This is a genomic window from Levilactobacillus senmaizukei DSM 21775 = NBRC 103853 (genome assembly GCF_001592085.1).
Lineage (GTDB): Bacteria > Bacillota > Bacilli > Lactobacillales > Lactobacillaceae > Levilactobacillus > Levilactobacillus senmaizukei.
In genome coordinates this window covers 1-11,366 of the sequence record NZ_BCWD01000040.1, presented here as the reverse complement: position 1 = coordinate 11,366, position 11,366 = coordinate 1, and the positions used below count along the sequence as shown (strand labels likewise).

The 11,366-nt window shown below is 49.2% G+C and carries 15 protein-coding genes; 1 reads left to right on the top strand and 14 read right to left on the bottom strand.

Going from position 1 to position 11,366, the window contains the following annotated elements; all coding sequences use genetic code 11:
• Positions 1-193 precede the first annotated feature (193 nt).
• The 14 genes from LSE01S_RS10270 to fabZ are packed head-to-tail and all read right to left on the bottom strand — an operon-like array spanning position 194 to position 10,650.
• Positions 194-1,003, bottom strand: a complete 810-nt coding sequence (locus LSE01S_RS10270) for a biotin--[acetyl-CoA-carboxylase] ligase (protein WP_041095690.1) — start codon at positions 1,001-1,003, stop codon at positions 194-196.
• 9 nt (positions 1,004-1,012) lie between these two features.
• On the bottom strand, positions 1,013-1,768 hold the full coding sequence (gene fabI, locus LSE01S_RS10265) for an enoyl-ACP reductase FabI (RefSeq protein WP_061777542.1): 756 nt from the start codon (positions 1,766-1,768) through the stop codon (positions 1,013-1,015).
• Between the two features lie 24 nt (positions 1,769-1,792).
• Positions 1,793-2,563, bottom strand: a complete 771-nt coding sequence (locus tag LSE01S_RS10260; protein ID WP_061777541.1) for a carboxyl transferase domain-containing protein — start codon at positions 2,561-2,563, stop codon at positions 1,793-1,795.
• A complete protein-coding gene (locus LSE01S_RS10255; RefSeq protein ID WP_061777540.1) occupies positions 2,564-3,397 on the bottom strand; it encodes an acetyl-CoA carboxylase carboxyltransferase subunit beta in 834 nt (277 codons plus the stop codon). It abuts the gene before it with no gap.
• Entirely contained in the window at positions 3,378-4,751 is a 1,374-nt protein-coding gene (locus LSE01S_RS10250; protein ID WP_061777539.1) for an acetyl-CoA carboxylase biotin carboxylase subunit, read from the bottom strand. The genes LSE01S_RS10255 and LSE01S_RS10250 overlap by 20 nt, the downstream gene beginning before the upstream one ends.
• Before the next feature lie 5 nt (positions 4,752-4,756).
• On the bottom strand, positions 4,757-5,215 hold the full coding sequence (locus tag LSE01S_RS10245; protein ID WP_125710723.1) for a 3-hydroxyacyl-ACP dehydratase FabZ family protein: 459 nt from the start codon (positions 5,213-5,215) through the stop codon (positions 4,757-4,759).
• Positions 5,175-5,600 carry an acetyl-CoA carboxylase biotin carboxyl carrier protein gene (locus LSE01S_RS10240; RefSeq protein WP_061777538.1) on the bottom strand — a complete coding sequence of 142 codons (426 nt, stop codon included), beginning with the start codon at positions 5,598-5,600 and terminating at the stop codon, positions 5,175-5,177. The genes LSE01S_RS10245 and LSE01S_RS10240 overlap by 41 nt, the downstream gene beginning before the upstream one ends.
• Positions 5,601-5,602: 2 nt before the next feature.
• Positions 5,603-6,823 carry a beta-ketoacyl-ACP synthase II gene (gene fabF, locus LSE01S_RS10235; protein WP_041095677.1) on the bottom strand — a complete coding sequence of 407 codons (1,221 nt, stop codon included), beginning with the start codon at positions 6,821-6,823 and terminating at the stop codon, positions 5,603-5,605.
• Between the two features lie 9 nt (positions 6,824-6,832).
• Complete coding sequence (gene fabG, locus LSE01S_RS10230) at positions 6,833-7,552, bottom strand: 3-oxoacyl-ACP reductase FabG (protein WP_041095675.1); 720 nt, start codon at positions 7,550-7,552, stop codon at positions 6,833-6,835.
• A 6-nt stretch (positions 7,553-7,558) separates the two neighbouring features.
• Positions 7,559-8,461, bottom strand: coding sequence for an ACP S-malonyltransferase (locus LSE01S_RS10225; RefSeq protein WP_061777537.1), 903 nt, complete (start codon positions 8,459-8,461; stop codon positions 7,559-7,561).
• 3 nt (positions 8,462-8,464) lie between these two features.
• The gene (locus tag LSE01S_RS10220) at positions 8,465-8,710 is read right to left on the bottom strand and encodes an acyl carrier protein (RefSeq protein ID WP_061777536.1); all 246 of its coding nucleotides are present in this window, start codon (positions 8,708-8,710) and stop codon (positions 8,465-8,467) included.
• Between the two features lie 25 nt (positions 8,711-8,735).
• Positions 8,736-9,713, bottom strand: a complete 978-nt coding sequence (locus LSE01S_RS10215) for a beta-ketoacyl-ACP synthase III (protein WP_061777535.1) — start codon at positions 9,711-9,713, stop codon at positions 8,736-8,738.
• A 10-nt stretch (positions 9,714-9,723) separates the two neighbouring features.
• A complete protein-coding gene (locus LSE01S_RS10210; RefSeq protein ID WP_061777534.1) occupies positions 9,724-10,191 on the bottom strand; it encodes a MarR family winged helix-turn-helix transcriptional regulator in 468 nt (155 codons plus the stop codon).
• A 12-nt stretch (positions 10,192-10,203) separates the two neighbouring features.
• Positions 10,204-10,650, bottom strand: a complete 447-nt coding sequence (gene fabZ, locus LSE01S_RS10205) for a 3-hydroxyacyl-ACP dehydratase FabZ (protein WP_041095665.1) — start codon at positions 10,648-10,650, stop codon at positions 10,204-10,206.
• Positions 10,651-10,793: 143 nt separating this feature from the next.
• On the opposite strand from fabZ, the gene LSE01S_RS10200 reads away from it, so the two are divergent.
• Positions 10,794-11,321, top strand: a complete 528-nt coding sequence (locus LSE01S_RS10200; RefSeq protein WP_061777533.1) for a biotin transporter BioY — start codon at positions 10,794-10,796, stop codon at positions 11,319-11,321.
• Positions 11,322-11,366: the final 45 nt, after the last annotated feature.

Genomic DNA, 11,366 nt, shown 5'->3' with positions numbered 1-11,366 from the left:
TGATTAAAAATAATCTGACCAATTTCATCAAACATCCCAATCCCTCCTCATGTGGTTTTGATTAGAATTACTTTACATCAAATTAGAATATGATGAAAGTATTTATTCTGATTTGATCGGGTTGGCAACGGTGTCCCATAAGTGTCCGACTTTAATTAATCCTTATCAAACACAAAAACGACTTCAATCTAACTCAAGTGAAGTCGTTACTAGGTTCATTTGGCTTTTGATAATCCTGGTCGAGAGGCATCAATTCACTCACTCGTTCAGCCTCAAGCACTAACAGCGGACCCGTTTGGGGTTGAACTTGGAGCCGGTTATGGGGATCAAACCCCTGTAATATTCCGATCATCGCTTGCCCACTAACATTAAATTGAACGCGTTCGCCAACCCATAAGACAGATTGCCGGTAAACCGCCAACCACGTCGCGGCCGGTTGTTGGAACAACGCCGTCAACTGACCGTAGATGGCCGCAATCACCTGGTTTCGCGTCCATTGTTGATTGGGGGTATCAGCCAGCGTTAAGCTGACCGGTAATGCTGGAACATCAGTCGCTGCAAGATTTAACCCAATCCCAATTAACAACTGCCAACCAGCTGAGGTTTGAACTTGTTCAATTAAGAGACCACCGCGTTTTTGATGCCGAAACACCAAGTCATTCGGCCATTTTATAGCGAGCTCAAGACCCGTGACCGCCGCTACCGCCTGGACAACCGCCACCGCTGCTCGCGCGGCCTCAAGTCCCCCGTCTGCTTGGTCGTTGAGGGGCCAAACAATCGTGAGATAAATGCCAGACTGAGCGGGGGACACGAACCGGTGATGAAACCGGCCCTTTCCCGCCGTTTGACGCTCTGCCACTACGATTTCAGGTCGGTGATTGAGCCGTTGCTTAGCATAAGTATTGGTGGAATCAACGCTTGGCAACACCGTCACCCGAGGATCAACCAGCCATTGGGATGGCAGGTTTTCTCGAATCACCGTTGCTTTTAAATCATCGCGCATTAACGCCTCCTAAATGAGGTGAACCCCTTTATCCGCATAAATGACGTCGCCGGTCATGGCCGTTGATAAATTGCTCAACAAGAACGTGGCCACGTTGCCGATTTCTGACTTGGTCACGGACACCCCATCAACCGTTCGTTCCTGCGACATTTTCAGCAGGGTGCTGGAGTTTTTAACCCCTGTCACAGCTAATGTTTTCACGGCCCCAGCCGAGATAGCATTTACGCGAACGTGACGATCACCAAGTTCTTTGGCGAGATAACGGACGTTGGCTTCAAGCGCCGCCTTAGCGACCCCCATAATGTTATAGTTGGGAATCACGTGCGTTGAGCCAAAGTAAGTCAACGTGACAAGGCTTGTTAAATCAGGGAAAATTTCGGTTGCCAACCGTGATACTAAAATAAACGAGTATGCGCTGACGTCTTGGGCCAGGTTATACCCTTCTTTAGAAATCTGAAGAACTGGGTTCTCCAAACTCTCCTTATCGGCATATGCAATCGCGTGAATTAAACCATCGACGTGGCCGTATTGGTCCTTAATCGTTGTAAAGGCTTGAACCACCGTTTTCTCGTCAGACACATCACACTGAATCATTGGCATCTCTTCCGGTACAAACCGTTCAAGACTGCGCTTAATTCGCTCATTTTGATAGGTCAAAATAACTTGACCGCCATTTTCCTGGATGGCCTGCGCGCACCCCCATGCAATACTACTCTTATTCGCAACTCCCATAATGACGATGGTTTTTCCCGTCACAACGTCCATTTCTTCATCCCTTCCTAATAGTGGTTAAAATTGACGATAACGCTGACGCCTTGCTGCCATCAGCTCGGCGACAGGCAGTTTTGCCAGCGCCGTGATTTTAAGATCTAATTGAGTCGTTAAGGCGGATAACGTCTCGGGTGTCGTCACCTCGGGCAAGACCCGGTCAACAAACCCAGCGGCTAGTAGCTCGCTAGGCGTGAGCTTCATCTTCGCCGCAGCTTGGTCGGCCAGTTTCCCATCCCGCCATAAAATCGACGCGTACCCTTCCGGTGACACCACCGAGTAAGTACTTTTTTCAAGAATCCAAACTTCATCACCCGTTGCAAGTGCCAAGGCGCCGCCACTACCCGCTTCACCAAAAATGAGGCTCAGATATGGTACTGGTTGGCCAAGGCCGGTTTGAATGCTTCGAGCAATTGCTTCCCCCTGCCCGCCGTACTCGGCTTCCACGCCAGGATATGCGCCTGGTGTGTTAATTAACGCAACGATGGGGCGGTTAAACTTAGTCGACTGTTTCATTAATCGAATCGCCTTACGGTAGCCATCTGGACTAACACAGCCAAAGTGAGTCGCCTGACCTTCCGCCATGTCACGGCCCTTATTAGTCGCCAAAATGGTCACTGGCCGACCGTTCAAGCGGCCGACACCACCAATCAAGGCCGAATCATCGCCGTGTAACCGATCCCCGTGCAACTCATGAAAATCACTAAATACCCCATTAATCAACGTGTAACTATCAATTTTTGACTGACTCCGTGCCGCCTGAACGATATCGTATGCTGCATTTTCACTCATCTAGGCGCCTCCTTGGGACAGTTTTAGTAACGACACAATGGTGGCCTTTTGTGCCGACCGAGCCACGATATCGTCCACAAAACCATTAGCCAGTAACGTTTCAGCTCGTTGAAAATCAGCCGGTGGCTTAATATGCAAGGTTGATTCAATCACCCGGCGCCCCGTAAACCCAATGAGCGCATGGGGTTCAGCCAGCGTAATGTCAGCTTCCATCGCAAAACTGGCGGTCACGCCGCCCGTTGTGGGATCAGTTAACACCACCAAGTAACACAGCCCTGCTTCACCATGGGCCGTGACTGCTTGAGTGACTTTGGCCATTTGCATCAAAGAATGCAGGCCCTCTTGCATCCGAGCACCGCCAGATGCGGTATACAGCACAACTGGTAAACGTCGCCTTGTAGCTTCTTCGAACAGCCGGGTCAACTTCTCACCCGTCGCCGATCCCAACGAACCCATCATGAAGTTGGAATCCATCACGCCAATCGCCACCTGCAAACTGTCGATGGTCGCCATCCCCGTTACAACGCTTTCTGGCAGGCCAGAATGCTGCTTAGCTTTCGTTAATTTTTCAGCGTATTGATCATCAACAAGAGCTGGGTCAACCGCTAGCTCCGCATCGAATGCTTCAAATTTGTCAGTGACTATTTTTAAGCGTGCGGCCGCTCCCAGCCGAAAGCCATACCCACAATGGGGGCACTCTTGAAAGGGGCCCAACTTCTGGTGGTAGACACTTTGCTTACAGTACGGACACGTCACGTATAAATCTGACGGAATCTTATCCATCCATTTTGCCAGAGTCGATTTATCTAACCCATTAAACTTTGCTGGCATCATCTAACCACCTCGGTAATATCGTCTGTTCAACGGACTCAATGTTCACTTCGTCCGCGATAAATTCAGGACTGGCAACCAAATCCACTAGAAATGCCTGATTAGTTGTCAATCCGGTGACTTTGAGCTCCGTCAGCAACCGTTGCATCTTCTTCAACGCCGCCGCCCGATTTGACCCGCTGGTGACCAACTTAGCAATCATCGAGTCATAGTAGGGTGAAATGGTGTCCACTTCACGCAGGCCAGTGTCAATTCTAACGCCGTGGGTCCCAACCGGTAGGAACAGGCCAGTGACGTCCCCAGCAGCTGGCATGAACTGGGCCGCTGGGTTTTCAGCATTAATCCGGCATTCAACTGCAAACTGGGTCACCTGAACATCTGCTTGGTCAAACGGTAGCGGTTGGTGAGCTGCTACCAGAACCTGGGCTTTAATCATCTCAACGCCAGTCACTTCCTCAGACACAGTGTGTTCAACTTGCAACCGGGTGTTCATTTCCATGAAATAAAACCGTTGATCAGGATCCATTAAGAACTCAAAAGTACCTGTATTCCGGTAGTTCACGCTTTGGCAGGCCTTTACCACAATGGCGCCTAACTCAGCACGACGCTCGGCCGAAATCAAGGAACTAGGACTTTCTTCGACTAACTTTTGGTGGTGGCGTTGCGGTGAACAGTCCCGTTCCGGAAAGTACACCACGTGACCAAAGTCATCGGCAATCACTTGCATCTCAATGTGCTTTGCATGTTCGATGACCTTTTCCAAATAGATGCCAGTTTCACCAAACGATAGCTGAGATTCACGTTTAACGTCTTCAAAAGCGACAGTTAATGCAGCTTTGTCGTCGACGCGTCGCATACCTTTGCCGCCACCGCCAGCAGCGGATTTCAGCATCACTGGATACCCAATTTTTTCGGCAAGGGTTAAGGCCGCGTTCAGATCTGAAATTGTCCCATCGCTGCCAGGAATAACCGGAACCCCCGCAGCTTGCATGACTTCACGGGCGCTAGCCTTATCACCCATTAGGGCGACAGTTTCCGATTGAGGACCAATAAAGGTTAGCCCCACTTCTTGGCACAACGCTACAAATTCAGCATTTTCGGACAAAAAACCATACCCGGGATGGACAGCATCACAGCCGAGCAGACACGCAACGGTCACGATGCTTTTCATATCTAGGTATGATTGTTCCGGCAAAGGCGCCCCGATACAAACGGCCTCATCTGCAAGTTCTACGAAGTAGGCATCCCGGTCAGCGGTCGAATACACAGCCACGGCTTCAATCGCCATCTCGTGTAAGTTACGGATCACCTGAACGGCAATTTCACCACGGTTAGCAACCAGGACTTTTTTAAACATGGGTTTCACTCCTCTGTTTCAACAATGGCAAAAATTAGCGTGGCAGAAAACACCACTTGACCATCGACCTTAATTTCGCCACTACCGATTCCAATGCCGTGGCGTTGTTTTAATAGGGCCACATGACAATCTAGCTGGTCGCCAGGGTGGACCGCCACAGTGTATTCGGCGGCTTTGACCCCACCAAACAAGACGTTTTTGCCAGCGGCTTGGTCGCTCAAAATTGCCAGTGCGCCGGTTTGAGCCATCATTTCTAGTAGCATAAACATGGGTGCGACCTTGTCGTTGGGTTGCCCCCGAAAATACCACTCGTTAATGGTGACCAGTTTCGTTGTATCTGCTCCCACTCCTGGTTCGACGGCTTTAATCTCGTCAATAAATAAAAAGGGTGGGCGCTGCGGAATCACGTCTTTAATATCCATATCAATTCTTCTCGATTCTAAAGAGCGGTTGATCGTATTCAACGAGGCTGCCGTCCTCAACTAAAACCTCACGCAAAATGCCATCATACGGGCTCTTCACTTCGTTCACGACTTTCATGGCCTCAATCAAGCAGACAACATCGCCGGCTTTAACCTGATCTCCCACGCTTTTAAACACGGGCTTGCCCGGTTGAGCCGCTAAGTAAACAAGGCCAACCAGCGGCGCCGGCACAACGGCATCATCCTCAGTGGGTGCTTCAGCAGTTTGGACGGGTGTCGAAGTTGCCACTGGTGCAGCCGAATTAGCTGCATTTGAGTGATGAGGCTTGGTTAACAACAACTTGAAATTGTTGTCACTAATTTGCATTTCGTTTAATGAGGACCGCTCGAACTTATCAACGAGACGTTCAATTTCTTGCTCGTTCACGCTTATCCCTCCCAGCGTTTAAAGGCAATCACGGCGTTGTGGCCGCCGAATCCAAACGAGTTACTTAACGCATAATTCACTTGTTGGTGCGCATTGTCCGCATTCACCAATGTGACGGGGGTTTCTGGATCTTGATCGTAGACCCCCACGTTTTGTGGTAACTGACCATTTAAAGCGCCAATTGTGGCAACGGCTTCAATTGCGCCAGCCGCACCTAATAAGTGGCCGGTCATTCCCTTGGTGCTGCTGACCAAGACATCTTGACCAAACAAGTCCGCGATAGCGCGCGCTTCACCCGCATCGTTCGCCTTGGTGGCCGTACCATGCGCGTTGATGTACCCGACGTCTTTTGGTTTGATACCGGCTTCTGAAATCGCCTGACTCATCGCGCGTTTTGCACCCTTGCCGGAAGGATCAGGGGCAGTGACGTGATAGGCGTCTGAGGTTCGCCCGTAACCGACAATCTCGGCTAGGATGGGCGCGTTTCTAGCTCGGGCATGGGTCAAACTTTCAAGAATCAGTGTGGCGCCGCCTTCACCCATGACGAAACCGTTGCGGTTCACATCAAACGGCATTGAGGCCTTTAATGGATCTGTCGACTTAGATAACGCGGTCAAGGCAGCAAAGCCGGCAATCCCAATTTCGTTGACAGACGCTTCTGAGCCCCCGGTCATCATGACCTGAGCACGGCCCAATTTAATTTGTTCAAAGGCGTCGCCAATGGCGTTCGTTGCAGAGGCACAAGCCGTGACAACGGCTTCACTAATGTTTTCCGCCTTAAAATAAATCGACAGATTACCGGCAGCCATATTAATGATTGAATTGGAGACAAAAAGCGGTGAAACCCGCTTTGGGCCCTTATCATGCATTTTGATGACTTGTTCTTGAATGGTGGTCAAGCCACCAATTCCTGAACCGTAGATGACACCAAAGTCCTCTGAGACAACGTTATCGGGTTCTAGCCCCGCGTTTTCCATCGCTTCAATCGCACTGTATAAAGCATACTGAGAAAACAGGTCCATCCGTTTCGCCGTCTTGGCTGACAAGCGCTTAGTCGCCTCAAAATCCTTCACTTCACCAGCGACGGTAATGCCAGTATCCGCAGTGAACTTGGTGATTGGCGCAATGCCAACCCGACTATCTGCCACACCGTTCAAAAAGGTTTTGGCATCGTTTCCTAGAGGTGTCACTGCACCCATTCCCGTTACAACTACTCGTTCCATGTGGACCTCCTAAAGGGTCAAGCCACCATCGATTGTAATGACCTGGCCAGTGACGTATTCGTTATTTAATAAAAAGGCACAAACATCGGCAATTTCGGCTGGTTTCGCGAATCGTTTAGCCGGAATTTCAGCCAGAATGGCTTCTTTCGTCTTATCGCTGAGTGCATCCGTCATGTCGGTCTCGACCATCCCAGGAGCAATCGCATTGCTGCGAACCTGACGAAGGCCGCCTTCTTTGGCAATGGTTTTCATTAGCCCAATCAACCCGGCTTTACTGGCCGCATAGTTGGCTTGACCGACGTTTCCAGTCAATCCCACCACACTGGCCATGTGAATAATGCTACCCTGGCGTTGCTTTTGCATCAGCTTCAACGCCGGTTTTGACATGTTAAAAGCACCGACTAGGTTCGTTTGGAGTACCGCATTAAAGTCCTCAGTGCTCATCCGAGTCATTAGCTTATCCCGGTTAATCCCGGCATTATTAATTAACCCCCTTAACCATTCGCCGTGTTTCACTGCGTCATTAACCATCCGCTGGGCCTCAGCTTCATCCGTCACATCTCCCACAACCGTGTGGATGCCCAACGCATCAAGGGCAGCCAACTGCGATTCTGGTAACTCGTGACGGGTTGTGATGACAACATTCTCGCCATCACCCGCTAGCCGTTCTGCTATTGCTAGACCAATTCCGCGATTACCGCCGGTGATCAGCACAACTCCATCTGCCATTTTTACTCACCATCCTAATTCGCTTCTCACTGCGTTTAACGTTGTCATATCATTAATTTGGTACCGTTTGGCAGCTGGTGCAATCTGCTTAGCAAAGCCACTTAAAACGTGACCGGGGCCAATTTCAACAAACTGGTCCGCACCTGCCGCCGTCAGGCCTCGAAAATCATCATAAAAATGCGTGGGCGCAACTAGCTGGTCAACCAAGGTCGCCGCTAAATGTTCAACAGCAAATGGCTGACCAGTTGTATTACTCCAAACCGGCCACTTAGGGGCGGTAAACGCCACCGTTTCCAATCGTTGGCCCAATTTTTCTGAGGCACTTGCCATTAATGGCGTGTGAGAACTAACAGCAACCTTGAGCGGCACCACTCGAATTTTATGATCCTTCAAGGCCTGTTTGAGCTGTTTCACCGCCTCAGGGGTACCACCGACCACAAGCTGATTAAGCGTATTGTAGTTGGCAATGTAGACCCCATCGATCTTATCGCACAGTTCTTGGACAATGGTTTGCTGGTCCGTTAACACCGCGGCCATTTCCCCCGGTGTTTCATGACCAGCCGCCGCCATATAGCGAGACCGGTCTGCCACGAGCCGTAAGCCGTCTTCAAATGACAAACTGCCAGCAGCAACCAGCGCACTATACTCACCTAGACTTAATCCCACCAGTCCAACAGGCGTTGCCGCTGTTAGCGCAATCAACCGCCAGATGCCATAGCTCATCGTCAAAATTGCAACCTGCGTGTTTTCTGGTGCAGCCGCAACCTCCGGATCAGCGAGGTTAATGCCAAGAATGTCAGAAGCCTGCGTGACCGTTTGGCGATAGCTGGGCTCTTCACGGTATAGGTCTTGACCCATTCCAAGTGTTTGGGCACCCTGACCCGCAAATAAATAAGCCGTTTTTGCCATTGATTATTCCTTAGCTACTAATTGCTTTTGGACGTAGTCTGCCACTTGGTTAACTGTGTCTAAGCTTTCATCCGTGTCAATTTCGATTTCAAATTCATCTTCGATTTCGTTAACGAGTTCAAAAACGTCAAGACTGTCTAAGTTCATTTCTTGCTTGAATGACATATCAGGCGTGATGTCTTTACCTTCCATGCTGTCGTCTTGTTGTAATACGTTCATGATTTTTGCGATGATTTCTTCTTTTGACATAATAATTGATTCCTCCAAAATGGTTTTAGTTGTAGTAGTCGAATATTGAAGCGCCAATTGTCAACCCGCCACCAAAGCCACACAGTAGCACCTTGTCGCCGGGTTTTAGTTGATCGCTTGCCACTAAGTCGTTTAAGACCAATGGTTCGCTCGCCGCTGCAACATTTCCGTATTCGTCAATGTTGATGGGGCACTGTTGGGCTGTTAACCCTAATTTTTTGCTGAGTTGTTGAATGATTCTGGCATTCGCTTGGTGGAAAACCACCCAATCAATATCGGGTAACGTCAGGCCGGTCTTTTGAAGGACCTCTTCAATGACAACCGGGGCCTTCTTAATCACAAAGTTGTAGATTTGATGACCGTCCATCGTCAAGTATGAGTCGGCTTCTACCGGTTTAGCGAAGGGGCTATTGTTCGGCCGAAAATCAGCCATGAGACTGCGCCCTTTTTCGCCAAAGGTTTTAAACGCGTCACCCAAGTAATGGTCTTGGCCATCCTCGTTCAGCGCTAATAACACCCCTGCGGCGCCATCGCCGAACAACACTGCCGTACTGCGATCCTGCCAGTTAACGTACTTACTCATCACCTCACCGCCAATGACGATGACGTTTTGATAGCCCTTTGCGACTGCCATATCATGAGCAACAGCCATGGCGTAGACAAACCCGGTGCACGCTGCATTGACGTCAAGCGTCGCCGCGTTTTCAGCACCAATCGCGCCTTGAACCGTTGCGGCCACACTGGGCATGCTGTAGGTTGGTGACATGGTGGCAACCACAATGAGATCAATTTGTTTGGGCCCTATACTATTGGCCTGCACCAACTGCTGGGCAACGTCGATGCATAAGCTCTCCGTTGTTTCAGTTGAGGCGAGGTGGCGACGTTCAATCCCCGTTCGCTGTTTGATCCACTCGTCACTGGTCGGCATTATTTTGGCTAGATCAGAGTTCGTGATGATTTGATCCGGTACTGCACGAGCCGTTGTTATTAAGTTAAATGTCATTTTGCTGTCCTTACTGGGTGATGTCGCTCAAAAAGTCTTCCAGGTTAATCAAGGCACACTTGATGACCTTTACTTCATTGCCGTCCATTCCCTTAATAAAGCTCTTAACGATTTGGCGATGAAAGGCGTCATGGGCCCGGTATAACAGCTTGCCTTTGTTGGTTAGTGTCAGTCGGGTCACCCGATGATCTTGTTCGTCGTTGATTCGTTTGACGTACCCTTTACGCTCCAAGGTTTTGACGTTCGTTGTCAACGTCCCCTTAGTTAGCCGTAATTCATTTGCAACCTCGGTACTCGTTTTGTGATCATGCAGCGTAATCGCATGAATCAGGTGAATTTCTTTCACCGAAATATCCCGAAAGGTACTTTTCCGCAACGTTTCTTCCTCGATTCGCATAATATGGTCGTAAACATCCACCAATGCATCGTTCATAAATCGAAAATCCGCTTTACTAATATTGTTTTTTTCTTCAGCCATTGTTCATTTTCCTTAATTTGACGCCGTATTTGGTGCCACAATAAAGGTCAAGTCTGCCTTAGCTGCAACGTTGTCGCCAACGGTTGCTTCTGTATGCACCACTCCCATATTACTACGTCGTTTTGTAAAGGCCACGTGTAACTTTAAAACATCGCCAGGACGAACGATTTGATGGAAGCGGGCGTCTTTAATAGCGCCCAGGTAAGCTGTTTTGCCAGCAAATTCAGGGGACTTTAAAATTAAAATTGAAGCGGCTTGTGCCAGTGACTCAATAATGAGCACCCCTGGCATCACCGGATTGCCCGGAAAATGGCCCTGGAAGAATTCTTCGTTGATGGTGACGTTTTTGGTTGCCACAATTGATTCGCCAGGTTCCAATTCATCCACATAATCCATGAATAAGATTGGGTACCGGTTAGGAATCAATTCCATAATTTCTTGGGCAGATAAGATTGCCAATTGTTTTAACCTCCCTTTTGCTTGAGTACTTGTTTTTAAGTATTCGACGTGGTAATTTAGTTTGAACATCAAACCAATTTATCGAATAGCCTTAATATAATCACATTTAGTTTGAATGTCAAACCTTTTTAAGGAGTTTTATGATGAATGCTAAACAATTGAGCCTGAATGCCACCTTACTGGCATTGTTGATTATCCTTGGTATGACGCCGCCAATCGCTGTTGGGTTACCCGTTCCAATCGTCCTGCAAAATTTTGGGATTTTTCTGATTGCTGGCCTGCTTAATACCCGCTCAGCGACGTTGGTCATTGCCACCTTTTTAACGTTAACAGCGTTAGGCCTGCCCCTACTGAGTGGGATGCGTGGTGGGCTGCCAGTCATGATTGGCCCGACCGGCGGTTACCTATTAGGTTGGCTGTTAACCCCCATTAGCGTCGCTGCGGTCCAGCGCCTTCTAGCCACTAAAACGGTGCCCAGTTTGTGGGCCCTACTACTAGGTGGAATGTTCGTCACTGACCTGGCAGGCACCATCTGGTTAACCATCTTTTACCACACCCCATTCACCGTTGCGTTACTCAGCAACCTTGTTTACATTCCTGGCGATCTGATCAAAATCGTGGCTTGTTCGGTTGTTCTCACTGCGGTCAATCGCGCCGTGGGCCTAGAATAAAAAGTGTACAAGTTAAATAGAGACTCTGATTTAGTATAATTAAGG

What these genes read in the sequence shown, in the direction of transcription:
- LSE01S_RS10270 (WP_041095690.1), bottom strand. Translation starts at nt 1,003, where the DNA reads ATGCGCGATGATTTAAAAGCAACGGTGATTCGAGAAAACCTGCCATCC.
- fabI (WP_061777542.1), bottom strand. Translation starts at nt 1,768, where the DNA reads ATGGACGTTGTGACGGGAAAAACCATCGTCATTATGGGAGTTGCGAAT.
- LSE01S_RS10260 (WP_061777541.1), bottom strand. Translation starts at nt 2,563, where the DNA reads ATGAGTGAAAATGCAGCATACGATATCGTTCAGGCGGCACGGAGTCAG.
- LSE01S_RS10255 (WP_061777540.1), bottom strand. Translation starts at nt 3,397, where the DNA reads ATGATGCCAGCAAAGTTTAATGGGTTAGATAAATCGACTCTGGCAAAA.
- LSE01S_RS10250 (WP_061777539.1), bottom strand. Translation starts at nt 4,751, where the DNA reads ATGTTTAAAAAAGTCCTGGTTGCTAACCGTGGTGAAATTGCCGTTCAG.
- fabF (WP_041095677.1), bottom strand. Translation starts at nt 6,823, where the DNA reads ATGGAACGAGTAGTTGTAACGGGAATGGGTGCAGTGACACCTCTAGGA.
- fabG (WP_041095675.1), bottom strand. Translation starts at nt 7,552, where the DNA reads ATGGCAGATGGAGTTGTGCTGATCACCGGCGGTAATCGCGGAATTGGT.
- LSE01S_RS10225 (WP_061777537.1), bottom strand. Translation starts at nt 8,461, where the DNA reads ATGGCAAAAACGGCTTATTTATTTGCGGGTCAGGGTGCCCAAACACTT.
- LSE01S_RS10220 (WP_061777536.1), bottom strand. Translation starts at nt 8,710, where the DNA reads ATGTCAAAAGAAGAAATCATCGCAAAAATCATGAACGTATTACAACAA.
- LSE01S_RS10215 (WP_061777535.1), bottom strand. Translation starts at nt 9,713, where the DNA reads ATGACATTTAACTTAATAACAACGGCTCGTGCAGTACCGGATCAAATC.
- LSE01S_RS10210 (WP_061777534.1), bottom strand. Translation starts at nt 10,191, where the DNA reads ATGGCTGAAGAAAAAAACAATATTAGTAAAGCGGATTTTCGATTTATG.
- LSE01S_RS10200 (WP_061777533.1), top strand. Translation starts at nt 10,794, where the DNA reads ATGAATGCTAAACAATTGAGCCTGAATGCCACCTTACTGGCATTGTTG.